Source organism: Rhizobacter koreensis (assembly GCF_013366375.1).
In the GTDB taxonomy this organism is placed as follows: domain Bacteria; phylum Pseudomonadota; class Gammaproteobacteria; order Burkholderiales; family Burkholderiaceae_C; genus Schlegelella_A; species Schlegelella_A koreensis.
The window spans coordinates 58849-84460 of the sequence record NZ_JABWMJ010000007.1 but is presented as its reverse complement, the minus strand read 5'-3'; the positions used below and the strand labels follow the sequence as shown (position 1 = coordinate 84460).

Annotated in this window: 32 protein-coding genes; 17 read left to right on the top strand and 15 right to left on the bottom strand. The window is 71.7% G+C overall.

The features are described 5' to 3' along the window. Positions 1–116: 116 nt before the first annotated feature. Positions 117–443 carry a DUF3579 domain-containing protein gene (locus HQN59_RS15370; RefSeq protein ID WP_176070002.1) on the top strand — a complete coding sequence of 109 codons (327 nt, stop codon included), beginning with the start codon at positions 117–119 and terminating at the stop codon, positions 441–443. 193 nt (positions 444–636) lie between these two features. Here HQN59_RS15370 and rpsT read toward each other — a convergent pair whose 3' ends face one another. After that, positions 637–945 (bottom strand): 30S ribosomal protein S20, encoded by a 309-nt coding sequence (gene rpsT / locus HQN59_RS15365; RefSeq protein WP_176070001.1) that lies wholly within the window; start codon positions 943–945, stop codon positions 637–639. A 172-nt stretch (positions 946–1117) separates the two neighbouring features. Here rpsT and murJ point away from each other — a divergent pair, with 172 nt between their 5' ends. The 7 genes from murJ (at position 1118) to HQN59_RS15330 (ending at position 8207) form a co-directional block, all read left to right on the top strand. Next, complete coding sequence (gene murJ / locus HQN59_RS15360; protein WP_176070000.1) at positions 1118–2671, top strand: murein biosynthesis integral membrane protein MurJ; 1554 nt, start codon at positions 1118–1120, stop codon at positions 2669–2671. A 72-nt stretch (positions 2672–2743) separates the two neighbouring features. Continuing rightward, a complete protein-coding gene (locus HQN59_RS15355; protein ID WP_176069999.1) occupies positions 2744–3613 on the top strand; it encodes a SirB1 family protein in 870 nt (289 codons plus the stop codon). 208 nt (positions 3614–3821) lie between these two features. After that, complete coding sequence (gene hda, locus HQN59_RS15350) at positions 3822–4493, top strand: DnaA regulatory inactivator Hda (protein WP_176069998.1); 672 nt, start codon at positions 3822–3824, stop codon at positions 4491–4493. 20 nt (positions 4494–4513) lie between these two features. Next, a complete protein-coding gene (locus HQN59_RS15345) occupies positions 4514–5230 on the top strand; it encodes an HAD-IB family hydrolase (RefSeq protein WP_176070214.1) in 717 nt (238 codons plus the stop codon). Further along, positions 5227–6864: a polynucleotide adenylyltransferase PcnB gene (gene pcnB, locus HQN59_RS15340; protein ID WP_176069997.1), complete on the top strand. Its 1638-nt coding sequence runs from the start codon at positions 5227–5229 to the stop codon at positions 6862–6864. The genes HQN59_RS15345 and pcnB overlap by 4 nt, the downstream gene beginning before the upstream one ends. Before the next feature lie 165 nt (positions 6865–7029). After that, the gene (gene folK / locus HQN59_RS15335; RefSeq protein ID WP_246294944.1) at positions 7030–7527 is read left to right on the top strand and encodes a 2-amino-4-hydroxy-6-hydroxymethyldihydropteridine diphosphokinase; all 498 of its coding nucleotides are present in this window, start codon (positions 7030–7032) and stop codon (positions 7525–7527) included. Next, the gene (locus HQN59_RS15330) at positions 7524–8207 is read left to right on the top strand and encodes a deoxynucleoside kinase (RefSeq protein ID WP_176069995.1); all 684 of its coding nucleotides are present in this window, start codon (positions 7524–7526) and stop codon (positions 8205–8207) included. The genes folK and HQN59_RS15330 overlap by 4 nt, the downstream gene beginning before the upstream one ends. A 42-nt stretch (positions 8208–8249) precedes the next feature. Here the strand turns inward: HQN59_RS15330 and HQN59_RS15325 are convergent, their stop codons facing one another. The 9 genes from HQN59_RS15325 to ccmA all read right to left on the bottom strand — a co-directional run bounded on the left by HQN59_RS15325 (position 8250) and on the right by ccmA (position 15378). Beyond that, positions 8250–9482, bottom strand: a complete 1233-nt coding sequence (locus HQN59_RS15325) for a tetratricopeptide repeat protein (RefSeq protein WP_176069994.1) — start codon at positions 9480–9482, stop codon at positions 8250–8252. Beyond that, positions 9479–9994 (bottom strand): cytochrome c-type biogenesis protein, encoded by a 516-nt coding sequence (locus HQN59_RS15320; protein ID WP_176069993.1) that lies wholly within the window; start codon positions 9992–9994, stop codon positions 9479–9481. The genes HQN59_RS15325 and HQN59_RS15320 overlap by 4 nt, the downstream gene beginning before the upstream one ends. After that, positions 9987–10517: a DsbE family thiol:disulfide interchange protein gene (locus HQN59_RS15315; protein WP_176069992.1), complete on the bottom strand. Its 531-nt coding sequence runs from the start codon at positions 10515–10517 to the stop codon at positions 9987–9989. The genes HQN59_RS15320 and HQN59_RS15315 overlap by 8 nt, the downstream gene beginning before the upstream one ends. 121 nt (positions 10518–10638) lie before the next feature. Continuing rightward, the gene (locus HQN59_RS15310) at positions 10639–12624 is read right to left on the bottom strand and encodes a heme lyase CcmF/NrfE family subunit (protein ID WP_176069991.1); all 1986 of its coding nucleotides are present in this window, start codon (positions 12622–12624) and stop codon (positions 10639–10641) included. Beyond that, on the bottom strand, positions 12621–13070 hold the full coding sequence (gene ccmE, locus HQN59_RS15305) for a cytochrome c maturation protein CcmE (protein WP_176069990.1): 450 nt from the start codon (positions 13068–13070) through the stop codon (positions 12621–12623). The genes HQN59_RS15310 and ccmE overlap by 4 nt, the downstream gene beginning before the upstream one ends. Further along, positions 13067–13255, bottom strand: coding sequence for a heme exporter protein CcmD (gene ccmD, locus HQN59_RS15300; protein ID WP_176069989.1), 189 nt, complete (start codon positions 13253–13255; stop codon positions 13067–13069). Before ccmD ends, ccmE begins: the two co-directional genes overlap by 4 nt. Then, positions 13252–14013: a heme ABC transporter permease CcmC gene (ccmC, locus tag HQN59_RS15295; protein WP_176069988.1), complete on the bottom strand. Its 762-nt coding sequence runs from the start codon at positions 14011–14013 to the stop codon at positions 13252–13254. Before ccmC ends, ccmD begins: the two co-directional genes overlap by 4 nt. Next, positions 14010–14672, bottom strand: coding sequence for a heme exporter protein CcmB (ccmB, locus tag HQN59_RS15290; protein WP_176069987.1), 663 nt, complete (start codon positions 14670–14672; stop codon positions 14010–14012). Before ccmB ends, ccmC begins: the two co-directional genes overlap by 4 nt. A gap of 4 nt (positions 14673–14676) precedes the next feature. After that, entirely contained in the window at positions 14677–15378 is a 702-nt protein-coding gene (gene ccmA, locus HQN59_RS15285) for a cytochrome c biogenesis heme-transporting ATPase CcmA (protein WP_176069986.1), read from the bottom strand. A gap of 129 nt (positions 15379–15507) precedes the next feature. Between ccmA and HQN59_RS15280 the strand changes: the two genes are divergently transcribed. After that, on the top strand, positions 15508–16155 hold the full coding sequence (locus tag HQN59_RS15280; RefSeq protein ID WP_176069985.1) for a DUF47 domain-containing protein: 648 nt from the start codon (positions 15508–15510) through the stop codon (positions 16153–16155). 15 nt (positions 16156–16170) lie between these two features. Next, positions 16171–17184: an inorganic phosphate transporter gene (locus HQN59_RS15275; RefSeq protein ID WP_176069984.1), complete on the top strand. Its 1014-nt coding sequence runs from the start codon at positions 16171–16173 to the stop codon at positions 17182–17184. Between the two features lie 18 nt (positions 17185–17202). Here the strand turns inward: HQN59_RS15275 and HQN59_RS15270 are convergent, their stop codons facing one another. Together HQN59_RS15270 and HQN59_RS15265 are read right to left on the bottom strand one after the other, a co-directional pair. Further along, on the bottom strand, positions 17203–17649 hold the full coding sequence (locus tag HQN59_RS15270; protein WP_176069983.1) for an NINE protein: 447 nt from the start codon (positions 17647–17649) through the stop codon (positions 17203–17205). Beyond that, positions 17646–18197, bottom strand: a complete 552-nt coding sequence (locus HQN59_RS15265; RefSeq protein ID WP_176069982.1) for a GNAT family N-acetyltransferase — start codon at positions 18195–18197, stop codon at positions 17646–17648. The genes HQN59_RS15270 and HQN59_RS15265 overlap by 4 nt, the downstream gene beginning before the upstream one ends. A 76-nt stretch (positions 18198–18273) precedes the next feature. On the opposite strand from HQN59_RS15265, the gene rpsP reads away from it, so the two are divergent. From rpsP to HQN59_RS15235, 6 genes are all read left to right on the top strand, one after another. Next, positions 18274–18522, top strand: coding sequence for a 30S ribosomal protein S16 (rpsP, locus tag HQN59_RS15260; protein ID WP_176069981.1), 249 nt, complete (start codon positions 18274–18276; stop codon positions 18520–18522). A 19-nt stretch (positions 18523–18541) separates the two neighbouring features. Then, a complete protein-coding gene (gene rimM, locus HQN59_RS15255) occupies positions 18542–19174 on the top strand; it encodes a ribosome maturation factor RimM (RefSeq protein WP_176069980.1) in 633 nt (210 codons plus the stop codon). Positions 19175–19182: 8 nt separating this feature from the next. Continuing rightward, complete coding sequence (gene trmD, locus HQN59_RS15250; RefSeq protein WP_176069979.1) at positions 19183–19962, top strand: tRNA (guanosine(37)-N1)-methyltransferase TrmD; 780 nt, start codon at positions 19183–19185, stop codon at positions 19960–19962. A 169-nt stretch (positions 19963–20131) separates the two neighbouring features. After that, positions 20132–20485, top strand: a complete 354-nt coding sequence (rplS, locus tag HQN59_RS15245) for a 50S ribosomal protein L19 (RefSeq protein ID WP_176069978.1) — start codon at positions 20132–20134, stop codon at positions 20483–20485. Between the two features lie 114 nt (positions 20486–20599). Continuing rightward, entirely contained in the window at positions 20600–21286 is a 687-nt protein-coding gene (locus tag HQN59_RS15240; RefSeq protein ID WP_176069977.1) for an NUDIX domain-containing protein, read from the top strand. An 88-nt stretch (positions 21287–21374) separates the two neighbouring features. After that, positions 21375–22364, top strand: coding sequence for a CobD/CbiB family protein (locus HQN59_RS15235; RefSeq protein WP_176069976.1), 990 nt, complete (start codon positions 21375–21377; stop codon positions 22362–22364). A 1-nt stretch (position 22365) separates the two neighbouring features. Here HQN59_RS15235 and rsgA read toward each other — a convergent pair whose 3' ends face one another. From rsgA to HQN59_RS15220, 3 genes are read right to left on the bottom strand one after another with little or no spacing between them, the layout of a single operon-like run. Further along, positions 22366–23262, bottom strand: a complete 897-nt coding sequence (gene rsgA, locus HQN59_RS15230; protein ID WP_246294943.1) for a ribosome small subunit-dependent GTPase A — start codon at positions 23260–23262, stop codon at positions 22366–22368. A 34-nt stretch (positions 23263–23296) separates the two neighbouring features. Next, positions 23297–23623 carry a 4a-hydroxytetrahydrobiopterin dehydratase gene (locus HQN59_RS15225; RefSeq protein ID WP_176069975.1) on the bottom strand — a complete coding sequence of 109 codons (327 nt, stop codon included), beginning with the start codon at positions 23621–23623 and terminating at the stop codon, positions 23297–23299. A 14-nt stretch (positions 23624–23637) separates the two neighbouring features. Next, positions 23638–24912 (bottom strand): M48 family metallopeptidase, encoded by a 1275-nt coding sequence (locus HQN59_RS15220; RefSeq protein ID WP_176069974.1) that lies wholly within the window; start codon positions 24910–24912, stop codon positions 23638–23640. Between the two features lie 107 nt (positions 24913–25019). On the opposite strand from HQN59_RS15220, the gene orn reads away from it, so the two are divergent. Then, positions 25020–25610 (top strand): oligoribonuclease, encoded by a 591-nt coding sequence (orn, locus tag HQN59_RS15215; protein WP_176069973.1) that lies wholly within the window; start codon positions 25020–25022, stop codon positions 25608–25610. Positions 25611–25612: the final 2 nt, after the last annotated feature.

Here is a 25612-nt window from a genome sequence, read left to right as displayed (position 1 = left end):
CGTGTCGTCCTCCTCCCGGGCGCGTCGACCGCTCGTCGGCGCAGCCAATAGGGGGCCGGCACAATGGTCGCTTTCGAGCTGCGCTCCCCAAGGCCGCAACCACTTCGAACCGATCCATGGCGCAGCCGCGTGAATTCGTGATCCAGGGCGTGACCCGAACCGGCGCGACATTCCGCCCGAGCGACTGGGCCGAACGTCTCGCGGGCGCGATGTCGAGCTTCCGCCCGGGCGCCGGCCCGCGCAGTTACGCCTCGTTCATCGGCTACTCGCCGTACTGCGTGCCGCGCGTGATCGACGGCATCAAGTGCGTCATCGTCAGCGAGGCGCTGCGCGACCTCGAGCCGATGGCGTGGGACTTCGTGATGAACTTCGCCCGCGACAACGACCTCACGGTGCGCGAGACGGAGCGGCCGCGGCCGCCCGAGGGCGGCGCGCCCGGGTGAACTGGCAGGCGGCCGCGACGCGCGCCTTCGCCGCGCGTCGCCGCGATGCACGTTCGAGCTTGAGCCGCGGCCGCGCGGCGCGCGGCTCGGGAGGCGCGTCGCGGGCGGACGTGCCGCATGGCGCGACCAGCCATGCAAAAGGCCCGCACTGCGGGCCTTTTCAAGGGCAAGGCGCGGCGCGCCGCGCGGAAGATCAGGCCGAAGCCGTCGGTGCGGCGAGCGCCTTCACCTTGGCAGCGAGGCGGCTCTTGTGACGCGCGGCCTTGTTCTTGTGGAAGATGCCCTTGTCGGCGATCGAGTCGATCACCGGCTGGGCCACCTTGAAGAGCTCGGTGGCCTTGGCGGCGTCACCGGCGTCGACCGCCTTCTGCACGTTCTTGATGACGGTGCGGAAGTGCGAGCGGAGCGCGGTGTTGGCGGCGTTCAGCTTGACATCCTGGCGGGCGCGCTTGAGGCCCGATGCAATACGGACGGTTTTCTTCGCTTTGGTCGCTGTAGCCATGGTCGGGCCGGTCTCTCGTGGGTTCTGTTGACTGCGGACTTTCCGCAAAGACCGCGATTCTAGCATTCCCTAGCTGGCTCGGCAAACCCGGAGCCCCGGGCCGAGGTGACGGCTCCCTATAATCCGCCGCCTTTCGACCCGAGCCCGCCGCGTCGGCCCGCGCCCTTTCCTCATGAATCTCCTGCGGGCTGCCTCGACGATCTCGCTGTTCACGCTGGTCTCGCGCGTCACGGGGCTCGCCCGCGAGGTCGTCGTCGCCTCGATGTTCGGCGCCGGCGCCGCGATGGACGCGTTCAACGTCGCGTTCCGCATTCCGAACCTGTTGCGCCGCCTGTTCGGGGAGGGCGCGTTCACGCAGGCGTTCGTTCCGGTGCTCGCCCACACGCGCACGCTCGAAGGCGACGCCGCGACCCAGCGCCTCATCGATTCGGTCGCGACGATCCTGTTCTGGGTGCTGCTCGTCACCTGCATCGTCGGCGTCATCGCCGCGCCTCTCGTCGTGCTGCTGATGGCGAGCGGCCTCGCGCGCTTCGACCAGGCGGTGGTGATGACGCGCTGGATGTTTCCGTACATCGGGCTCATCTCGCTGGTCTCGCTGAGCGCGGGCGTCCTCAACACCTGGAAGCGCTTCGCCGTCCCGGCGGCGACGCCGGTGCTGCTCAACGTCGCGTTCATCGTCGGCGCGCTCGGCCTCGGTCCGATGTTCGGTCGCCACGGCATCGAGCCGGTCTATGCGCTCGCGATCGGCGTGATGCTCGGCGGCGTGCTGCAGCTCGCGATCCAGTTCCCTGCGCTCGCCCGCATCGGCTGCCTGCCGCGCATCGGCTGGCGCCTGGGCGCGGTGCGGGCGGCGCTCGGCCACCCCGGCGTGCGCCGTGTCCTGCGCCAGATGGCGCCGGCGCTGCTCGGCGTCTCGGTGGCGCAGCTCTCGGTCCTGATCAACACCCAGATCGCGTCGCGCCAGGGCGTCGGCGCGGTGTCGTGGCTCGGCTACGCCGACCGCCTGATGGAGTTCCCGACCGCGCTGCTCGGCGTCGCGCTCGGCTCGGTGCTGATCCCGCAGCTCGCCGCGGCGCGCGCCAAGGACGACCACGAGGCGTTCTCGGGGCTCCTGGACTGGGGTCTGCGCCTGGTGCTGCTGCTCGCGCTGCCGTGCGCGGTGGCGCTCCTGGTGTTCCCGCGCGCCCTCGTCGCGTCGCTCTTCCACCGCGGCGCGTTCGACGCCCACGCGGTGCAGATGACCGCGCTCGCGCTGATGGGCTACGGCTGCGGCCTGCTCGGTCTCATCGGCGTGAAGATCCTCGCGCCGGGCTTCTACGCAAGGCAGGATCTGCGCACGCCGGTCCGCATCGCGGTGATTGTGCTGATCCTGACCCAGCTGATGAACCTGCTGTTCGTGCCGCGCCTCGGACATGCGGGCCTGGCGCTCTCGGTCGGCCTCGGCGCGGTGATCAATGCCGGCTGGCTGTTCGTCGGCCTGCGTCGCGGCGGCTGGTACCAGCCGGTGGCCGGCTGGCTGGGCTTCGCCGCGCGCGTGGTGTTCGCGAGCGCGCTGCTCGGCCTGTTGCTGCACCTGGCGGAGCGCTCGATCGACTGGACCGGCCTCGGCAGCGAAGCGGCGCGCGTCGGCTGGCTCGCGGCGTGCCTCGGCGGCGCCGCGCTGGTCTACTTCGGCGCGCTGCTCGCGACCGGGATCCGGCTGCGCAGCTTCATGCGGCGCGCGTGATCCGCGCGCCGGGCATCGATCCTGCATGCCCCCGGGGCGCGCCGGCACCTCCGAGCGCCTAAAATCGGGCGGATGTCGACGCCCATCACGTTCACCGCCCCCAGCGCGCTCGAGTATTTCGCCGCACTGGTCGCGGACGACGCGTCGCTCTCGGTCATCGAGGCGGCGGCGGCGGTCGCGCAGGACGAGTACCCGCAGCTCGACATCCAGGCGGTGCTCGCGGACATCGACGCGCTCGGCCTGCGGCTGCAGGCGCGCATTCCGGCCGACGCGGTGCCGCTGCAGCGCCTGCGCTGGCTCAACCGCTTCTTCTTCGGCGAGCTCGGCTTCTCGGGCAACGTCAACGACTACTACGACTGCCGCAACAGCTACCTGCACTGCGTGCTCGAGAGCCGGCGCGGCATCCCGATCACGCTGGCGTTGATCTACGTCGAGCTCGCGACGCACATCGGCCTGCACGCGAGCGGCGTCTCCTTTCCGGGCCACTTTCTCGTCAAGGTGAAGATGCCGCAGGGCGAGGTGGTGATCGACCCGTTCAGCGGCCAGTCGCTGTCGCGCGACGAGCTCGACGCCATGCTCGCGCCGTACCGCGGGGGGCGTGGAACGCCGGGCTCGATCGACGCGCCGCTCGGACTGCTGCTGCGCTCGGCGACGCCGCGCGAGATCGTCGTGCGGGTGCTGCGCAACCTCAAGGAAATCCATCGCGGCTCGGGCGACTGGGCGCGCTTTCTCGCGGTCACGCAGCGCCTCGTCATCGTCGCGCCCGACGCCTGGGAGGAGCGCCGCGACCGCGGCCTCGCGCAGGCCGAGCTGGGGGCCACCGAGGCGGCCGCAACCGACCTGCGCGCCTATCTCGACGGCGCGCCGGGTGCCGCCGACGCGCCGGCGATCCGCGCGCGGCTGGCCGAGCTCGGCCGGCGTCCGCCGCCACGCCTGCACTGAGCGGGCGGCCGTCCGGCGGCGCGTGGCTAACATCGCCGGCTTCCCGTTCCTGGTCCATCCCGATGCCTGCCTTCACCTGGTGCCACGCCGCTCGTCGCCGCCTGCTCGCGCGCGACACCGCTTCCCGGCGCGCGCCCTGCCAAGCCGGGGAGCCGGCGCCGATGCCGCCGGGTGCCCGCGCCGAATCGGCGGGCGACGGGGCGCGCCCGTGAAGCAGATTCCGCTCGCGATCGGCTTCGAGGCGCCGCGCACGTTCGAGAACTTCCTGCCCGGCGAGAACGCGCTCGCGCTCGCGCACCTGCTCGAGTTGCGGCCGAACGCGGCACCGGTCTACTTCTGGGGCCCGCCCGGCAGCGGCAAGACGCACCTTCTGCAGGCGGCCGCGCACCGTGCGCAGCGACGCGGCCTGCGCGCCGGCTGGTTCTCGGCTGCCGACCCGGTGCCGTGGGAGCACGACGACGACTGGGCGCTCGTCGTCATCGACGACTGCGATGCCCTCGACGCCGACCAGCAGCAGGCCGCGTTCGCGATCTTCGTCGAGGCGACCGGGCTCGGCATCCAGGTCCTCGCGGCAGGCAGCGTCCCGCCGGTCGACCTCGACCTGCGCGAGGACCTGCGCACCCGGCTCGGCTGGGGCCACGTGTTCGGCCTCACGCCGCTGGCCGAGCCGGAGGTCCGCGCTGCGTTGCGCCGCGAAGCGGACCGCCGCGGCACCTTTCTTTCCGACGAGGTCATGGACTACCTGCTGCGCCGCTTCGCGCGCGACCTCAAGCACCTCATGGCGCAGCTCGACCGCCTCGACGAGTTCTCGCTTGCGGCCAAGCGCGCGATCACGGTGCCGCTGCTCAAGCAGATGCTGGCCGAAGAGGGCGGCGCTTGAGCGCCGCGCCGCTCGGCGCCGTGCAGGGAGCGGCGCCTGCCGGGCGCGAGGACGCCGCGCGCGCGCACCGCAACCTCTGCCTGTTCGACCTCGACCACACGCTGATCCCGATCGACTCCGACCACGCCTGGAACGAGTTCCAGATCCGCCTCGGCTGGGTCGACGAAGGCGAGTTCCGCCGCATCAACAACGGCTTCTATGCCGACTACACCGCCGGCCGCCTCGACATCCACGCCTACATCGCGTTCGCGACGGCGGCGCTGCGTACGCGCTCGGCGCACGAGCTCGCCGAAGCACACGCGCGCTTCATGCGCGAGGTGGTCGAGCCGGCGATCCCGACGGCGGCGCGCGAGCTGGTGCGCGCGCACCAGCAGCGCGGCGACCGGGTGGCGATCGTCACCTCGACCAACGACTTCGTGACCGCGCCGATCGCGCGCGCCTTCGGCGTCGCCGAGCTGATCGCGACGACGCTCGAGCGCGATGCCACGGGTACCATCACCGGCCGCATCGCCGGCGTCGCGAGCTTTCGCGAGGGCAAGGTCACTCGGGTCGAGGCCTGGCTCGCCGACCAAGGCCTCGGCTGGAGCGACTTCGGCCGCATCAGCGTCTACAGCGATTCCTGGAACGACCTGCCGCTGCTCGAGCGCGCGACCGAGCCGGTGGCGGTGAGCCCTTCGGCCGAGCTCGCCGCGATCGCCAGCGAACGCGGCTGGCGCGTCCTGAACCTATTCGAATGATCAAGAAATTCATCGAGAAGCTGCTCGGCAAGTCGGGCTCGCCCGGCGCGGCCGCGACCAAGGCCGGCGTGCGCGTCGAGGTTCCCAAGGCCGAACACGGCATCGACCCCAAGCTCGTCGACGAGCGCGCGGTCAAGGTCGTGAGCACGCTGGTCGAGGGCGGCTACGAGGCCTACATCGTCGGCGGCGCGGTGCGCGACCTGCTGCTGGGCCTGCGGCCGAAGGACTTCGACATCGCCACCAACGCGACGCCCGAGCAGGTCAAGGGGCTGTTCCGGCGCGCCTTCATCATCGGCCGGCGCTTCCGCATCGTGCACGTGGTGTTCGGACGCGGCCGCCAGGACCGGGGCCTGAGCGAGGTGATCGAGGTCACCACCTTCCGTGCCGCGGTCGACCCCGCGGCGTCCGAGCAGGCGGCAGGCGACGAGAAGAGCCTCAAGAGCGAGGCGGGCGGCAAGCTCGCCGCCGCCTCGCACGTGGTCGACGCGAGCGGCCGCGTGCTGCGCGACAACGTCTGGGGCACCCAGGTCGAGGACGCCGCGCGGCGCGACTTCACCGTCAACGCCATGTACTACGACCCGGTGCGCGAGGTCGTCGTCGACTACCACGGCGGCATGGACGACGTGAAGAAGAAGCTGCTGCGCATGATTGGCGACCCCGCCACGCGCTATCGCGAGGACCCGGTGCGCATCATCCGTGCGGTGCGCTTCGCGGCCAAGCTCGGCTTCGAGATCGAGGAGAAGACGCGCGCGCCGATCGCCGAGTTGGCCGCGCTGCTCGACAACGTGCCGCCGTCGCGCACGTTCGACGAGATGATCAAGCTGCTGCAGACCGGGCACGCGCTCGCCTCGATCGTCGAGCTGAAGAAGCTCGGCCTGCACCGCGGCGTGTTCCCGGTGCTCGATGTCGCCTTCGACGAGAGCCAGCGCCACGACGGGCGCGAGCAGTTCGTGCAGCTCGCGCTCGCCGACACCGACCGCCGCATCGCCGAAGGCAAGCCGGTGGCGCCGAGCTTCATGCTGGCCTGCATGCTGTGGCACGACGTGCAGGCGGCGTGGGTCGCGCTGCAGGCCAAGGGCGAGCCGACGTTCCCGGCACTGCAGCAGGCGATCGACTCGGTGTTCGAAGCGCGCATCGGCGACATCTCCGGACGCGGCAAGCTCGCGGTCGACATGCGCGAGGTCTGGATGATGCAGCCGCGCTTCGAGCGCCGCACCCCGGCGTCGACGCACTCGCTGGTCGAGCAGCCGCGCTTTCGCGCCGGCCTCGACTTCCTGCGCCTGCGCAGCCGCTGCGGCGAGGCCGACCCCGATCTCGCCGCCTGGTGGGAGACCTTCTCGCTCGCCGACAGCGACGAGCGCGAGCGCATGGTCGACGCGGTGCGCGATCGGCGCGGGCCGACGCGCGTCAAGTCGGCGCGTCGCACAGCCGCTGCTGCCGCGCCGAGGGCCGAGAGCAGCGACTCGGCCGCTGCCGAGCCCGCCGGCGACGTCGGTGCCACGGAGGAGCCCGGCGCCGACGGCGAACCGGCAGCCGAAGGTGCTCCGGCGCGCAAGCGCCGGCGCCGTCGCCGCAAGCCGGCGGGCGAGAGTGCCGAGCCGGGGGTCGCGGCGAGCGACGCACCCGCCCCGTGATGCGCGGCCGGCGGCTGGTCGAGCCCCGGTGCGCTGCCGGGGCCGCTGCTTCCTGCGGCGATGGCCGCGGCGTCGCGCCTTTCGTCGGCAACGCCAGCAGCGTGGCGTGTCGCGCGACGGGAGGCGGTGCATCGGCGCACCCGCGGGCCTGAGCCGATGCCCGCCTTGAACGATCGAGCCGCTGCCGGCGCGCTCGCCTACGTCGGCCTCGGCGCCAACCTCGGCGACGCCGCGGCGACGCTGAACGCGGCGCGGCAGGCGATCGCCGCCCTTGCCGGCACCGAGCTCGTCGCCGCCTCGTCGAGCTACCGCAGCGCGCCGCTCGACGCGAGCGGGCCCGACTACCTGAACGCGGTCGTCGCCATCCGCACGCGCCTCGCGCCGCTCGACCTGCTCGGCGCGTTGCAGGACATCGAGGCGCGGCACGGCCGCGAGCGCCCGTACCGGCACGCGCCGCGCACCCTCGATCTCGACCTGCTGCTGTACGGTGCGACCGTGCTGTCGAGCCCCGTCCTCACGCTGCCGCACCCGCGCCTGCACGAGCGCGCCTTCGTGCTGCGTCCGCTTGCCGAGCTCGCGCCGGCGCTCGAGGTCGAGGGCCACGGCGCCGTCACCGAGCTCCTCGAGCAGGTCGCCGGTCAGCGCGTGGAGCGCCTCGCATGACGTCGACCTCGACCGACCTGCACGCCGGCGGCCTGCAGCGCTTCCGCCACATCGCGATCGAGGGGCCAATCGGCGTCGGCAAGAGCTCGCTGGCGCGCCGCCTCGCCGCGCACCTGGGCGCCGACCTGATGCTCGAGCAGCCGGCGGAGAACCCCTTCCTCGACCGCTTCTACGAGGACATGCCGGGCTACGCGTTCCAGACGCAGCTCTTCTTCCTGTTTCAGCGCGTCAAGCAGGTGCAGGCACTGGCGCAGCCCGGCATGTTCTCGCACGCGGTGGTGGCCGACTTCGTGTTCGCCAAGGACGCCCTGTTCGCCAAGCTGACGCTGAGCGACGACGAACACCGGCTCTACACGCAGATGTACGCGCAGGTCGCGCCGCAGGTCGGCGACCCCGACCTGGTGATCTGGTTGCAGGCCTCGCCCGACACGCTGATGCAGCGCATCGCGCGGCGCGGCCTGCCGATGGAGCGGGCGATCGAGCCGGCGTACCTGCAGCGCATCTGCGATGCCTACGCCGAGTACTTCGAGCGCTACGACGGGCCGCTGTTCGTGCTCGGCACCGAGCGCTTCAATCCGGTCGATCGTGACGCCGACTTCCACGCGCTGGTCGAGCGGCTCGAGCGCTTCGGCGGGCCGCGCGAGTCGTTCGACGCACCCGGCGCCGCACCGCTGGTCTGAACGCAGGCGAGGGACCCCGCTCAGGCGCCGGATCGACTGGGTCTAGCGGACCACCCGGTCGATCCGCACCGCGACCCCGCTGCTGCCCGGCGTGACCGGCGTCACTTCGCCGCTGAGGTCGCCGGGCCGTGCGATCGGATCGCCGCTCCGGCTGACGCGCGCGCCGACCACGACCTGGCTGGCGCCCGAGAGCTTGCCCATCGGGCCCATCGCCAGGCTGTCGTCGAGACGGAACTGCAGCGGCAACTCCGAGACCTTGGCGCGCAGCACCGCCAGCGGCATGCGGCCTCCGTCAGCGGGACGTGCGAACACGAACAGCGTGTCGGCGGGCGAGACCTGCCCGGCGAGCTCGGGCGCGAGGCTGACGGTGCCGGTGATCGCCTCGGGCGCCCCGGCGGGCGATCCGGCGGACGCGCTCGCGCGGGCCGAGTCGCCCGAAGTGGCCGATGCGGCCGTGGCGGGGGAAGCCGTGCCACCGCGCGGTGCCGCGGCGAGCTCGCGTGCGTTCGCGATGCTGACCTGCACCTGGCGGCCGACCTCGCTGTCGGGCGGAACCAGCGCGGCGATCTTCTGCCACTCGACCGCGGCGGCGGCGAAGTCGCCGCGCTCGTAGGCGGCGGCGCCGACGAGGGCGAGCGCCTTCAGGTTCTGCGTGTCGATCGCGAGGGCGCGTCGGGCCAGCGCAGTCGCTTCGTCGGTCGCGCGGCCGCCGTTCGCCGCCGCGACTGCGTTGGCCCATTCGGCGAGCACCGCGCCGTCGCGCTCGCGCAGCGCCGCGGCGCGCTGGTACGCCGGAATCGCGTCGGCGGGCCGGCCGAGCACCATGTACGAGCGCGCCAGCATGGTCCAGCCTTCGGCGTCGTCCGGGCGCTCCTTCATGCGCGCCGCGAGGTTCTCGACCATCCCGGCGATCTGTTCGACGGTCACCTGGGCGGCGGGGTCGCTGGCGGCACCCTGCGGAGCGACACCCGCCGTCGCCGTCGCGACGCTCGATCCGCCGAGCCCGGTGAGCGCCGGGCTGCCGGTCCAGAGATAGCCGAGCACGGCGAACACGACCACCGCCGAGCCGACGCTGCCGAGCAGGCGACCCGACGGCCGCGCGCGAGCCGCCTCGGGCGTGCCGCCGCCCGGCGTGACAAGCGCGGGCGAGCCCGGGGCGCTGGCGGCCGGCCCCGCGCTCGGCGCTGCGGCCGTCGAGGTGACGGCGTCGCTCGGCGCAGCGCCTCGTTCGAGGTCCGCCGGAACGCCGGCGCGGGAAAGATCGGTCGAGGTCATGGGCGGATGCGGACGTGCTCGTCGTCGGCGTCGAGGTCGTCGTCGGGCTCGAAGCGGTCGGCGGCAAGCCGGCTGCGCCGCCGCAGGATGAGGAACAGCGTCGCCAGACCAGCGACCAGCAGCACGGTCGGCCCGAACCAGAGCAGCGCCGTGTCCGCGCGCAGCGGCGGACGGTACAGCACGAAGTCGCCGTAGCGAGCGGTCATGTAGTCGATGATCTGGCGCTCGCTGTCGCCGCGCCGCAGCGCCTCGCGTACCTGCCGGCGCAGGTCGACGGCCAGGTCGGCGTGCGAGTCGGCGATGGTCTGGTTCTGGCAGACCAGGCAGCGCAGCTCGGCCGCGATCTTCATCACGCGCGCCTCGAGCACCGGGTCCTCGACGGCCGGGGCGGCTTCCTTGGCGTGCACCGGCGAGGAGGCGAGCAGCACGGCGGCCAGCAGCACGAGCCAGCCGAGCCTCGCGAGCGCGCGCGTGCGCGACCGCGCCGCTCCCGAAACTGCGCCTTCAGCCATTCAGCTTGCGCAGCAGCGGAACGATGCGCGTCTCGATCACGTCGGGCGTGAGCGGGCCGATGTGCTTGAGGCGGATCACGCCGGCGCCGTCGATCACGAAGGTCTCGGGAACGCCGTAGACGCCGAAGTCGATGCCGACGCGGCCGTCGGCATCGAACAGCGACGCGGTGTACGGGTTGCCGAAGCGCGCCAGCCAGCCGAGCGCGTCGGCCTGCTGGTCCTTGTAGTTGAGGCCGTAGATCGGCACCAGGTTGCGCTTGGCAAAGTCGACGAGCAGCGGGTGCTCCTCGCGGCAGGCGACGCACCACGAGGCCCACACGTTGAGGATCCACGGCTTGCCGCGCAGGTCGGCCGGCCGGATCGTCTGCGTGGTGTCGTCGAGGCGCGGCAGCGCGAACGCCGGCGCCGGCTTGTCGATCAGCGGCGACGGCACCTCGCGCGGGTTGAGGCGCAGCCCGACCAGCAGGAAGCCGAGCAGGACCACGAAGGCGGCCAGGGGAATCAGGAAACGCAGCTTGTTCATCGACGGCTCTCCGCTCGGCGGGTGGCGGCGCGCGGCGCGCAGGCGTGTGGCGCCGTGACGGGCTGCGACGCGGCCGTGCCGGATGCGCCGACGCCCGCCGGCGAGTGGCGGCGCGGCGGGTTCATGCGCCGGCGACGGCCGACGCGCCGAGCCGCTCGCCGGCGCGGCGCGCCTGCACGCGGTAGCGCCGGTCGGTCGCGGCGAGCAGCCCGCCGAGCGCCATCACGAGGCAGCCGCCCCAGATCCAGTCGACGAACGGCTTGACGTAGACGCGCACGATCCACGCCCCCTTGCCGACCGGCTCGCCGAGCGAGACGTAGAGGTCGCGCGTGAAGCCGACGTCGATGGCGGCCTCGGTGAGCGTGGTCTGTGCGACCGGGTAGCGCCGCTTTTCGGGGTGCAGCGTGGCGACCGGCCTGCCGCCCTCGGTGACCTCGATCAGCCCCTGCGCGGCGCGGAAGTTCGGACCCTCGACGTCCTGCACGCCGCGGAACCGGAAGGTGTAGCCGGCGACCGTGGTCTCGTCACCGACGTCCATGCGCACGTCGCGCTCGACCTCGCGCGCCTTCACGAGCGTGACGCCGATGATGAAGATGGCCACGCCCAGGTGCGCGAGCAGCATGCCGAGCGTCGCGCGCGGCAGCTGGCCGGCGCGCCGCACGGCACTGCCGCGCATGCCGTGCGGCGGCCGCACCCGCTCGACGACGTCGGTGACGACGGTCGTCACGATCCAGAACGCCATCAGCAGGCCCAGCACCGCGGTGACGCCGAGCCCGCCGGCGACCCAGGCGCTGGCGAGCGCGGCGACCACCGAGACGCCCGCGGCCCAGCGCAGCCGACGCGCCAGCGACGGCAGCTCGGCCTCCTTCCAGCGCGCGAGCGGCCCGACGCCGAGCAGGAAGACGAGTGGCGCGATCAGCGGCACGAACACCGACTCGAAGTAGGGCGGCCCGACCGAGATCTTGGCCACGCCGAGCGCGTCGAGCACCAGCGGGTAGAGCGTGCCGAGCAGGACCGCGGCGCAGGCGACGACCAGCAGCACGTTGTTGGCGAGCAGGAAGGTCTCGCGCGAGATCAGCGCAAAGCGCGCGCCGAGGCCGATCGACGGCGCCCGCCACGCGTAGAGGCCGAGCGAAGCGCCGATCGCGATGCCGAGAAAGGCGAGGATGAAGAGGCCCCGCGTCGGGTCGGTGGCGAACGCGTGCACCGACGACAGCACGCCCGAGCGGACGAGGAAGGTGCCGAGCAGCGACAGCGAGAACGCGAGGATGGCGAGCAGCACGGTCCACGACTTGAACGCGCCACGCTTTTCGGTGACGGCGAGCGAGTGGATCAGCGCGGTCGCGACCAGCCACGGCATGAACGATGCGTTCTCGACCGGGTCCCAGAACCACCAGCCGCCCCACCCGAGCTCGTAGTACGCCCAGCCGCTGCCGAGCGCGATGCCGATCGTGAGGAAGATCCACGCGACGGTGGTCCACGGGCGGGTCCAGCGCGCCCACGCCTGATCGAGGTTGCCGCCGATCAGCGCGGCGACGGCGAACGAGAACGCGACCGAGAGGCCCACGTAGCCCATGTAGAGCATCGGGGGGTGGATCACCATGCCCGGGTCCTGCAGCAGCGGGTTGAGGTCGCGGCCGTCAGAGGCGGCAGGGATCAGGCGCTCGAACGGGTTCGACGTCAGCAGCATGAAGAGCAGGAAACCGACGCTGAGCAGACCCATGACGGCGAGGATGCGCGCCAGCACCTTGAGCGGCAGGTGCGCGCTGAAGATCGCCACCGCGAGGGTCCAGAGCGTCAGCATCAGCAGCCAGAGCAGGAGCGAGCCCTCGTGGCCGCCCCAGACCGCGGCGATGCGATAGGCCAGCGGCAGCGAGCGGTTCGAGTTCGCCGCGACGTAGTAGACCGAGAAGTCGTCGGCGACGAACGCCAGCGTGAGGCTCGCGAACGCGAACAGCACCAGCGCGAACAGCGTGGCCGCGCCGGGCCGCGCGAGCGCCATCCAGTCGGCGCGCCCGCGCGCCGCGCCGACCATCGGCAAGGTGCCGAGGGCGAGCGCCACGCCGAGTGCGAGCCAGAGCGCGAAGTGGCCGAGTTCGGGAATCACTTGGCCGCCTCGAGCGTGTTGGCGAGCTTGCCCTGCTGGGCGCGCCTGACCGCCTCGGCGGCCTCGGGCGGCATGTAGTTCTCGTCGTGCTTGGCGAGCACCTCGCGGGCGACGAACACGCCGTTCCTGAGCTGACCCTGCGCGACGACGCCCTTGCCCTCCTTGAAGAGGTCGGGAAGGATGCCTTCGTAGCGCACCGGGATCGCCTTGGCGGTGTCGGTGACGACGAAGCTCACCTGGGTGCCGTCGCGCTGCACGGTGCCTGCCTGGACCATGCCGCCGATGCGGAAGGTCCGCTCGAGCGGCGCCTCGTGGGCCGCCACCTGCGACGGCGAGTAGAAGAACACGAGGTTGCTCTGGAACGCGTTGAGCACGAGCGCGGCGGCGACGCCGACCGCGGCGAGCACGCCACCCGCGATGGCAAGGCGCCGGTGACGCGGCTTCATGAGGCGGCGCCCGGCCCGGCGGCCTCGAGGTGCGCCGCGCGGACCGTGCGACGCGCCGCCGCGCTGCGCCGCGCCACCAGCACCGGCTCGACCAGCATGCACAGCCCGGTCACGGCGTACGCGCCCCATACGTAGAGGCCGTAGCCGCCCATCGCGAAGAAGTCTGCCGCGCTGTTCCAGTTCACGCCGGGGTCCTGTGGTCGGAAGTTGCTGCGCCGAGGCGCTCGCCCACCCATTGGGCATCGCGCTCGCGTTCGAGGATGACGGCGCGGGTTCGCGTGAACACCACCGCGAACGCGTAGGCCCAGAACGCGAGCGTCATCAGCAGCATCGCGGTGAGCATCACGCTCGCCATTTTCGGTGCAGAGCCAATCCCCACGCTCGCGCCCTGATGAAGCGTGTTCCACCAGCGCACCGAGAAATAGATGATCGGCACGTTGATGCTGCCGACGATCGCGACCAGCGCGCCGGCGCGGTCGGCGCGCCGCGGCTCGTCGATCGCCGCGACGATCGCCAGGTAGCCGAGGTAGAGAAACAGCAGGATCAGCTCGGAGGTGAGCCGGGCGTCCCACACCCACCAGGCGCCCCAGGTCGGCTTGCCCCAGAGCGCGCCGCTCCAGAGCGCGAGGAAGGTGAACATGGCGCCGGTCGGCGCGATCGCGCGCGCCAGCATCGACGCGAGGCGCGCGTTGAAAGCCCAGCCGATCGCGGCCCAGAACGCGAGTGCCAGGTAGAGCAGCATCGACATCCAGGCCGCCGGCACGTGGATGAAGATGATTCGGTACGAGTCGCCCTGGGTCGCGTCGCTCGGCGCCTCGAAGAAGCCGATGTAGAGGCCCGCCGCAGCGAGCATCGCGAAGGCGGCCCAGAACCAGGGCACCAGCGCGCCGGCAAGGCCGAAGAAGCGCGAGGGCGCAGCGAAGGTGAAGAAACGAAGGCTCATTCGATCGCGATGCGAAGCGCTGCCGCGGTCGCCGGCAGCGCGAGCAGCACGCTGAAAATCAGCAGGGCGCCGAGCAGCGAGTAGTGACCGCGTGCCGAGATGCCCGACTCGACGGCGCCGACCGCGCCGGCGCCGAAGATGAGCGCCGGCACGCACAACGGGACGATCAGCACGATCAGCAGCACCGCGCCGCTGCGCACGCCGAGCGTGAGCGCACTGCCGAGACCGCCCAGCAGGCTGAGGATGGGCGTGCCGAGCAGCAGCGAGGCCGTGAGCGCGCCGATGCCGCTCGCCGACATGTCGAAGGCGACGCCGAGCAGCGGCGCGACGATCACCAGCGGCAGGCCGCTGAGCGCCCAGTGCGAGAGCGCCTTGGCCGCGACGATGGCGAGCGCGCCGCCGCCCAGCAGCATCTGCTCGAGCGAGCCGTCGGCGAAGTCGCCGGCGTAGAGCTGCGTCACCGACAGCATGGCGGCGAGCAGCGCGGCAACCCACACCACGCCGGGCGCGATGGTGCGCAGCGTCTGCGGCTCGGGGCCGACACCGAGCGGGAACAGGCTCGCGGCGACGCCGAAGAAGGCGAGCGGCAGCAGCACGTCGACCCGGCGCCGTGCGGCAAGGCGAAGGTCGCGCGCAACGATCGCGCGGAAGGCGCTCACGGCGTCACGCCTCGCACGCGACGGCAGCGGCCGCGGCCGCCGGCGCGGGCCGGCCGCGCGGCGCGACGCTCGCGAGGTCGAGCGTGATCGGCTCCGGCGCCGCGAGCGTGAGCGGCACGTGGCTGGTCACGATGGCGGCGCCGCCGCGCGCCGCGTGGCCGGCGAGCAGCTCGTCGAGCGTTCCGATGCCGGCGGCGTCGAGCGCGTCGAACGGCTCGTCGAGCAGCCAGACCGGCGCGCTCGGTTCGACCGCGAGGCGGGCGAGGGCGACCCGGCGCCGCTGGCCCTGCGAGAGGGTGCGCACGGCGGCGTCGCGCTGGCGCGCGAGACCGACGCGGCCGAGCGCCGTCGCGCAGGTGGCGGCGTCGGCGGGCTGGCCCGCCAGGCGCAGCAGGAACGCCAGCGACTCGGCCGCGCCGAGGTCGTCCTTCAGGGCGTTGGCGTGCGCGAGGTAGAGCGGGCGCTGCAGCGCGTCGCCGGCCCAGCGCCGGCTGCCCTCGGCGGCCGTCGCGAGCCCGGCCAGGATGCGCAGCAGGCTCGTCTTGCCGGAGCCGTTCGGGCCGCGCAGCCAGACGATCTCGCCGGCGCCGAGGTCGAGGTCGAGCCCTGCGAAGAGCAGGCGCTCGCCGCGCCGGCACGCGAGTCCGCGCACCTGCAGCAGCGGCGCAGCGGAAGCGGGAGCGGGGTACGGGACGACGGAGGCCATGGTCGGGGGCAGCGGCGGAGTGGGGCGCCGCCGGCAGCCCGCGATTGTCGTCGCAAGTACACTGCGACCCGTTCAGCCGCCGCCCGGGCCGTGCTCGCGCGCCTGCCCGTCACCCAGAGGAAACATCGAATGCTGTTCGGCAAGCTGATGCCGCGCGAGGGCAACTTCTTCGAGCTGTTCAACCAGCACGGCGACTTCATCGTCGCCGGCGCGCGCTCGTTCATCCTGCTCATCCAGAACTATGCCGACCCGGTGCTGCGCGAGCGCTACACCGGCGAGGTGGGCGCCGCCGAGCGCCAGGCCGACCGCGTCACCGCCGAGGTGAACCGGCTGCTCCACAAGACCTTCATCACGCCGATCGACCGCGAGCAGATCCACGGCCTCATCAACGGCATGGACGACATCCTCGACCTGCTGCAGGACGCGAGCGAGACGATGTCGCTCTACGACGTGCAGGCGATGAACGACGACATCCTGCGGCTCGGCGACCTCAGTGCGAAGTGCTGCGAGCGCGTGCAGCACGCGGTGTCGCTGCTGCCGAAGATCAACGTGCCGGCCAACGCCGAAGCGGCGATCAAGACCTGCGAGGAAATCGATCGCCTCGAATCCGACGCCGACCGGGTGATGCGATCGGCGATGTCGAAGCTGTTCCGCGAGGAGAAGGACGTGCGCGAGCTGATCAAGCTGCGTGCGATCTACGAACTGCTCGAATCGATCTCGGATCGCTGCGAGGACGTCGCCAACCTGATCGAGGGCGTCGTCCTCGAGGCCTCCTGAACCGGCCGCGGCCTGATGGGTTCGCTGCAAACGGCCTTCTGGGTCGTCGCGATGCTGGTCGTGCTGGCGATCGCGTTCGACTTCATGAACGGCTTCCACGACGCCGCCAATGCGATCGCGACCGTCGTCTCGACCGGCGTGCTGCGCCCGCAGACGGCGATCGTGTTCGCCGCGGTCTGCAACGTGGTCGCGATCTTCGTGTTCCACCTCAACGTGGCGGCGACGGTGGGCAAGGGCATCGTCGAGCCGGGCACGGTCGATCACCACGTCGTGTTCGGTGCCCTCATCGGCGCGATCTTCTGGAACGTCGTCACGTGGTGGTACGGCATCCCGTCGAGCTCCTCGCACGCGCTGATCGGCGGCATCGTGGGCGCTGTGCTCGCCAAGAGCGGCGCCGACCCGCTGGTGTTCGGCGGGATCGCCAAGACGGTGCTCTTCATCTTCGTGTCGCCGCTGCTCGGGTGCCTGCTCGGCGCGCTCCTGATGGTGGCGGTGGCCAACATCTTTCGGCGCGCGTCGCCGCTGCGCGTCGACAACCTGTTCCGCCGCCTGCAGCTCGTCTCGGCGGGGCTCTACAGCCTCGGCCACGGCGGCAACGACGCGCAGAAGACGATCGGCCTCATCTGGATGCTGCTGATCGCGACCGGCTATTCGTCGGCCGGCGCGGAGCTGCCGCCGGCGTGGGTGATCTGGGCCTGCTACATCGCGATCGGCGTCGGCACCATGTTCGGCGGCTGGCGCATCGTGAAGACGATGGGCCAGAAGATCACCAAGCTCAAGCCCGTGGGGGGCTTCTGCGCCGAGACCGGCGGCGCGATCACGCTGTTCCTCGCCACGCTGCTCGGCATCCCGGTGTCGACGACGCACACGATCACCGGCGCCATCGTCGGCGTCGGCTGGGTCCGGCGCGCCTCGGCGGTGCGCTGGGGCGTCGCCGGCAACATCGTCTGGGCGTGGATCTTCACGATCCCTGCCGCCGCCCTCGTCGCGGCCCTCTTCTACTGGGTGAGCCTCGTCCTCTTCAAGTGACGCGGGCGGCGTCGCGGCTCAGTTCGCGGTGCTGCTTCGGAGCTGCTGGTATTCGAAGACGCGTTGCGAGGTGAACGCGATTGTCGCGACGGCGACTGCGGCGCCCACGCTGAGCGCGAGGATGACGCCGATGATCGTCGCCCAGCCGGTGTGAGTCGGCGCACCGTCGGGGTTGTGGCGCGCGGTCCACTTGTCGTCGGGCGTGAGGCCGTAGATCACGGCAGTCAGCATCGCCGCGCTCAGCGTCAGACCGAGCCACGGGATCAGGAACCACGGCAGCAAGTCGTCGCCGCCGAGCGCGCGCATGCGCAGCACGCCGTAGATTCCCACCAGCGTCGGCAGCGGGAACAGCCAGCCCCAGACGTCCCTGAGGCCGTGCAGGTAGAAGCGGTGCACGCCGAGGCTGCCGAAGAGAAACGCGAGCCAGGTCGCGACGAGCTTGGAACGGTGCCGGCGCGCCGTCATCCCGCGGCCGCCGCTGCGCTCGCGCCGAGGCCGAGGCTCTTCTGCATGAAGACGACGTCGAGCCAGCGGCCGAACTTCCAGCCCGCGGCATCGATGACGCCGCTGCGCTCGAAGCCGAGCGCGCGGTGCACGCCGATCGACGCCGCATTGGCCGAATCGCCGATCACCGCGAGCATCTGGCGCGCGCCGGCGGCCTCGCAGCGCGCGAGCAGCTCGGCGAGCAGCAGTCGCCCGACGCCGCGTCCGCACGCTTCGGGCGCGAGGTAGATCGAGTCCTCGAGGCAGTAGCGGTATGCGGGACGCGGCCGGAACTGGTTGGCGTAGGCGTAGCCGAGCACCGCGCCACCTATCTCGACGACGAGCCACGGCAGGCCCTTGGCGAGCACGTCGTCGCGGCGGCGCGCCATCTCGTCGACCGAGGGCGCCGCGAGCTCGAAGGTGCCGGTGCCGTTCTCGACGTGCCAGGCGTAGATCGACGCGATCGCGGGCAGGTCGTCGGGGCTGCTCGGGCGGACGAGTGCGCGCGACGGAGCGGTCGGGTGGGTCATGGAGCCGCGAAGTTTATATAATGCGCGGTTCACCGATCCGAGCCGGACCGGTCAGGTACCAGAAGGAAACAGAGTCATGGTCGTCATTCGACTTGCCCGCGGTGGCGCCAAGAAGCGTCCGTTCTACAACATCGTCGTTGCCGACTCGAAGCTCCGCCGCGACGGCCGCTTCATCGAGCGCGTGGGCTTTTACAACCCGGTGGCGTCGGGCGCCGAGCAGCCGCTTCGCCTCGCGTTCGACCGCGTCGAGCACTGGACCGCGAACGGCGCCCAGCTCTCGCCGACCGTGCAGCGTCTGGTCCAGCAAGCCAAGGCCGCTGCCTGACGGGCCGTTCCGGAACGTCGTGAGCGCCAGGGCGCCCGCGCCGAATTCCGACTCCGGCTGGCCGAGCGACGCGCTCGAGGTCGGCCGCATCATCGATGCCTGGGGCATCAAGGGCTGGATCAAGGTGCAGCCCTTCTCGTCCGAGCCCGACGCGCTGCGCAAGTCGCGACGCTGGCATCTCAAGCCTTCCGACGATCTCGCCGTGGCGCGCAGGCGCCCCGGCGCGCCGCCGTTGCCGCCTGCACTCGACGTGGCGCAGACGCGTTGGCACGGCGAGTGGCTGGTCGCGCGCATCGACGGCATCGACGACCGCAACGGTGCCGAGTCGCTGCGCGGTGCGCGGGTGTTCGTGCCGCGTGCCGACTTCCCGGCACCCCAGGACCCCGACGAGTTCTACTGGGTCGACCTGATCGGCCTCGACGTCGTCAACCGGCAGGGCGAGGCGATCGGGCGGGTCGTCGGCCTGCTCGAGACCGGGCCGCAGAGCGTGCTGCGGGTCGCGCCGCCCGATGCCGCCGTGACACCCGCCGCGGCCGACCCGCCTGCCGAGCCGAGCTCCGACGAGCGCCTGATCCCGTTCGTCGCCGCCTATGTCGACGACGTCGACGTCGAGGCGCGCCGCATCACCGTCGACTGGGGCCTCGACTTCTGATCCGTGGCATGCGGTTCGACGTCGTCACGCTGTTCCCGGAGCTGTTCGGACCGCACCTCGCGCACGGGGTGACGCGGCGCGCGTTCGAGCGCGCGGTCGACGTGAGGCTCTGGCAGTTGCGCGACTTCGGCGACGAGCCGCATCGCCGTGTCGACGACCGCCCCTACGGCGGCGGGCCCGGCATGGTGCTGCTCGCCGAGCCGCTGCTGCGCGCGCTCGAGGCGATCCGGAGCGACCGCGGCGCCGCGGCCCCGCTCGTCCACTTCACGCCGACCGGCCGACGCATCGACCAGGCCGTCGTGCAGGCGTTCGCCGACGGTCCGGGCGCGATCCTGCTCTGCGGGCGTTACGAGGGAATCGACCAGCGCTTCGTCGACCGCCACGTCGACGTCGAACTGAGCCTCGGCGACTTCGTGCTGTCGGGCGGCGAGCTCCCGGCGCTCGCGCTGCTCGACGCCGTGGCACGCCTGCAGCCGGGGGTCCTGGGCGATCAGGCCTCGCACGAGCAGGACAGCTTTTCGGACGGGCTGCTCGACTGCCCGCACTACAGCCGGCCCGAGACGCTCGCGCTTTCGCCGCGCGAGGGAGAAGACGCGGGCGCCGAAGCCGGACTCGCACGCGTTCCCGCGGTGCTGCTGTCGGGCGACCACGCGCGCATCGCCCGCTGGCGTCGCGAGCGTTCGCTCGAGCTCACCTGGCGCCGCCGGCCCGACCTGATCGCGGCAGCCGAAGCGTCGGGTGCCCTCAGCAAGGCGGATCTGCGATTCCTTGCCTCGCTCCAGCTATAATGCTGGGTTTTTCGATCCTCTGCCGCGCCGGATGCGCAGCGATTCGCGCTGCGTGCCAGACCGATGCGGGGCCCTGCAGCCCCGCGCCAAAGAGGCCCGGTTCGTCGTTCCTCATCGACACGAGCCAGGCCGCCAACAGACGCGCGCGCACGATCACTTGGAGCCCCTGATGGATCTGATCCAAACCCTCGAACAAGAGGAAATGGCCCGTCTGAACAAGACGGTTCCGGCGTTCGCGCCCGGCGACACGGTCATCGTGAGCGTCAACGTCGTCGAAGGCACGCGCAAGCGCGTCCAGGCGTTCGAGGGCGTCGTGATCGCCAAGCGCAACCGCGGCCTCAACTCCAGCTTCATCGTCCGCAAGATCTCGAGCGGCGAGGGCGTCGAGCGCACCTTCCAGACCTACAGCCCGCTGATCGCGTCGGTCGAGGTCAAGCGCCGCGGCGACGTCCGCCGCGCCAAGCTCTACTACCTGCGCAGCCGCTCGGGCAAGTCGGCGCGCATCAAGGAAAAGCTGGCTTGATCGCGCTGCGGCTGCCGCCGGCAGCCGCCCGCCCTGGTTCGTTCGCGGCGCCGCCGTGGCCTTCGGGTCCGGCGGCGTCGCGGCGTTGTGCCGCCCGCGGGTCGAGCTGACATCGTGGCGCTGAGCTTCGATCCCGAGCGCCTCGACGTGCTCGGCACCGACGAGCACCTGCCGGCGGTCGGCCCGACGCGACTCGACGCCGCGGCGCTGCGCGCGCGCTTCGCCGCGCCGCCGGCATGGGTTCCCGAGATCCAGGGCGAGCGCCGCTTCGACGCCCGTCCGCCCGCCGACGCCTCGGTGCTGATCGGCCTCGTGCCGCGTGCCGATGGCCTGCGCGTGCTGCTGACGCAGCGCACCGAGCATCTCACCGACCACCCGGGCCAGATCAGCTTCCCGGGCGGCCGCGCGGAGCCCGAGGACGCCGACGCGGTGGCGACCGCGCTGCGCGAGGCGGCCGAGGAGATCGGCCTCGACGCCGGTCTGGTCGAGGTGCTGGGGTGCCTCCCGGCCTACACCACCGGCACCGGCTTCGTCGTGACGCCGGTGGTTGCGCTGGTCGATCCGTCGATCACGCTCTCGATCGACCCGTTCGAGGTCGCCGAGGTGTTCGAGGTGCCGCTCGCCTTCCTGATGGACCCGCGCCACCACCGCCGCCACGCGGTCGAGGTCGCCGCCGTGCGCCGCGAGTTCCTGTCGATGCCGTGGGAGGACGCGACGCACGCCGAAGCGCCGCGCCGCTACTTCATCTGGGGCGCGACCGCGGCGATGCTGCGCAACCTTTACCGGTTCCTGAGCGCCTGAATGGGGCGCGCCGGGGGCCGAGGGGCCTCCGCGGCGCAGCGCCCCACCGCGGGGCGGAGCCGAAAAGTCGCTCGCTATCATCTTTGCGATGAGCTTCTTCGCCGTCCTGTTCGCGCTGCTGCTCGAGCAAGTCAAGCCGCTGCCGCGCAGCAACGTGGTGCACGACGCGATGACGAGCTGGATGCGCTGGACCGCGCGAAACTTCGACGCCGGTCGCGACAGCCACGCCTGGGTCGTGTGGTGCGTCTCGACGCTGGTGCCGACGCTCGGCGTCGGCGTCGCCTTCGTCGCGCTCAACCGCGTGAGCGGCGTGCTCGGGCTGCTGCTCGACGTCGTCGTGCTCTACGTGACGCTCGGCTTTCGCCAGTTCAGCCACTACTTCACCGACATCCGCGATGCCCTGGAACGCGCCGACGAGGACGAGGCGCGGCGCCTGCTCGCGCAGTGGCGCCATCTCGACGCCAGCGACCTGCCGCGCACCGAGTTGCTGCGTCACGTGATCGAGCATTCGCTGCTCGCCGCGCACCGCCACGTGTTCGGCGTGTTCTTCTGGTTCGTCGTGCTGTCGACGCTCGGCTTCGGGCCCGCCGGTGCCGTGCTCTACCGCATGGCCGAGTTCGCGAGCCGGTACTGGACCTACAAGAGCAACACCGCAGGCGTGGCGCTCAACGTGCGGCTGATGGACCTCTCGCTGCGCCTCTTCAACGCGCTCGATCACGTGCCGGCGCGCCTCACGGCGGCCGGCTTCGCGATCGTCGGCAACTTCGAGGAGGCGGTCGCCTGCTGGCGCCGCGACGCCATGCTCTGGAAGTACCCGAACGAGGGCGTGATCCTCGCGGCGGCCGCCGGTGCGGTCGGCGTGCAGTTGGGCGGCGGCTCCGCGCCCGGCCTCACGCCCGATCGCTCGAAGACCTTCGAATCGGGCGCGCCACCCGGCTACGCCGACGCCGATGGCTCGACGGGTGGGGTGCCGCCGGTGCTCGGCCATCTGCGCAGCATCGTCGGGCTCGTCTGGCGCTCGGTGGTGCTCTGGATGCTGCTCCTCGCGCTGCTGTCGCTCGCCCACCTCGTCGGCTGACTCAGCCCGGCGCCAGCTCGGCGCGGATCTCCCGGTAGATGCGATAGCGCGACTCGCTGATCGCGCCGGCCTCGACCGCGGCGCGTACGCCGCAGCCCGGCTCGTGCAGGTGCGTGCAGTTGTAGAAGCGGCAGTCGGCGTGTGCGCGGATGTCGGGCATCAGCCCGGCGAGCTCCTGCGGGTCGATGTGGCGAAGGCCGAATTCCTGAAAGCCCGGCGAATCGATCAGCGCCGAGCTGCGGGCCGCGTCGAGCCAGTACCACTCGGTAGTCGTCGTCGTGTGGCGCCCGGTGTTCATCGCGTGCGAGATCTCGGCGGTCGTCGCGCGCGCGCCCGGCACCAGCAGGTTGACGAGCGTGCTCTTGCCGGCGCCGCTCGGCCCGAGCACGAAGGTGGCGCGGCCGTCGAGCAGCGGCGCGAGGCGCGCACGTGCCTCGTCGGGCGCGTGCTTGAGCGTCAGCTCGAGCACCTCGACGCCCATCGCCACGTAGGGGTCGAGGCGGCGCCGCTGCGCCTCGAACCCGGGCAGGTCGCGCTTGTTGAGGATGACCCGCGACGGGATGCCGGCGCGCTCGGCGGCGATCAGCGCGCGTGCCAGCTGAGACTCGCTGAACACCGGCTCGACCGCGACGACCACGAGCAGCTGGTCGATGTTGGCGGCGAACGACTTGGTCTTCCACTCGTCCTGCCGGTGCAGCAGGTTGCGGCGGGGCTCGACGCTCTCGATCACGCCCTCGTCGCCGCTGGCGCGCCAGCGCACCAGGTCGCCGACTACGCAGTCGCTCTTCTTGCCGCGCGTGTGGCAGGTGATGCGGCTGCCGTCGCCGGCCTCGACCACGTAGTGGCGGCCGTGGCCCGTGACCACGCGCCCGCGCTGCAGGGCCGGGTCGTTGCTCAAGCCGGGGCGTCGCCGCGCATCGAGCCCAGCGAGCTCAGGCGGCGAACGCGACGAGCGCGTCGGCCTTGGCGGCGCAGATGAAGTCGTTGAGCGAGATCCCGCCAACCGAATGCGTGTTGAAGCGCACCACGCAGTGGTCGTACGTGACGCGCAGTTCGGCGTGGTGGTCCTCGACGTGCGACATCCAGCCGAGCGCATTCACGAAGGCGAGCGTCTCGAGATCGTCCCTGAAACGGAACGTCTTCTCGATCGCGCCGCCGATCAGCTGCCAGCCGCTCACCTGCGACAGGTGACGACGCACGTCGCTCTCGGCCATCGCGGACACGCCCGCACCCTGGCAGCGTTGTTCGAGCAGATTCATCGCGGTTCCTCCGGTCAGTGCGCGGTCGCCGCCGCGAGCGCAGCAAGGCGCTCGGCCGCTGGCGGGTGCGAATAATAGAAGCGGGCGACCAGCGGGTCGGGCGTGAGCGTGGTGGCGTTGTCGGCGTGCAGCTTGAGCAGCGCCGAGGCGAGCTGTCCGCCGTCGGCGAGCCGTGAGGCGTAGGCGTCGGCCTCGAATTCGTGGCGGCGCGACAGGCCCGAGAGCAGCGGCGACAGGAACACGCCATAGACCGGCACGACCAGCATGAAGAGCACCAGCGCGAGCGCATTGTTGACGCCGCTCAGGCTCGGCGCGACGCCGAGTCCGGCGTAGAACCAGCTGCGCGACGCCAGCCAGCCGAGCAGCGCGAAGCCGAGGAAGCTGATCGCCAGCGTGCTGGCGATGCGCTTGCCGATGTGGCGCAAGCGGAAGTGGCCGAGCTCGTGCGCGAGCACCGCCTCGACCTCGGCCGGCACCAGGCGCGCCAGCAGCGTGTCGTAGAAGACGACGCGCTTGGCGCGGCCGAGGCCGGTGAAATAGGCGTTGGCGTGCGCCGAGCGCCGGCTGCCGTCCATCACGAAGAGGCCCTTGGCCGCGAAGCCGGCGCGCGCCATCAGCGCCTCGACGCGCTCCCTGAGGCTCGCGTCGGCGAGCGGCTCGAAGCGGTTGAAGAGGGGAGCGATGAAGGTCGGCACGACCACCAGCGCGAGCACCATGAACACGGTCCAGGCGATCCAAGCCCACAGCCACCACAGCGACCCGGCCGCTGCCATGATGCCGAGGATCGCCGCGGCGATCGGCGTGCCGATCAGAAGGGCGATGACGGCGCCCTTGACGAGGTCGCTCAGATAGAGGCGCCACGTCATGCGGTTGAACCCGAAGCGCTGCTCGAGGCGGAACGTGCTCCACATCTCGAACGGCAGATCGACGAGCGCGCCGATCGCGACCACCGCCATCACGAGCGCGACCTCGTAGGCGCGACTGCCGGCGAGCGGAACGACGACGCCACGCAGCCAGCGGTCGAGCGCGTCGAGACCGCCGAACAGGGTCCAGCCGAGCAGCACCACGGCACCGAAGGCCATGCTGAGCTGACTGAAGCGGGCCTTCGCGATCGTGTAGTCGGCGGCCTTGCGGTGCGCCTCGATCGACACCGAGCCGGCGAACGCCGCCGGCACCGTGTCGCGGTGCCGTGCGACGTGGCGGATCTGGCGCGCCGACAGCCAGAAGCGCAGCGCCAGCGACAGCACCAGCGAGACGGCGAAAACGAGGGTGAAGGTGTCGGCGGTCATCGCGCGCAGTGTAGGACCGGTGCTGCGGGCGAGCGGGCGTGGGGCCGGGCGGGGCGCAGCACATGCCGTCCGGCAGCGTCCCTGCGAGAATCGGCCGAGGAGCACCCATGAGCACGAACGAACTGACCCTCGACGACCAAAACCTGATCTGGATCGACCTCGAGATGACCGGCCTCTACCCGGATCGCGACCGCATCATCGAGATCGCGGTCGTCGTCACGGACGCGCAACTCGGGCGGCGCACGCGTGGCCCGGTGTTCGCGATTCACCAGAGCGATGCCGTGCTCGACGGCATGGATGCATGGAACAAGGGCACCCACGGCCGCAGCGGTCTCATCGATCGCGTCAAGGCGTCGACCGTCGACGAGGCGAGCGCCGAGCGTCAGGTCATCGAGTTCCTCAAGCAGTACGTGCCGGCGGGCAAGTCGCCGATGTGCGGCAACAGCATCTGCCAGGACCGGCGCTTCCTCGCCAACACGATGCCGCAGCTCGAGTCGTTCTTCCACTACCGCAACCTCGACGTCAGCACCCTCAAGGAGCTCGCCAAGCGCTGGAAGCCGGAGATCCTGGCGGGCTTCAGGAAGGCGCAGGCGCACACCGCGCTCGCCGACATCGAGGAGTCGATCGACGAGCTCGCGTACTACCGCGAGCACCTGCTCGCGGTGCCGACGGCCGGCAGCGACGAACTCGGACTCTGAGT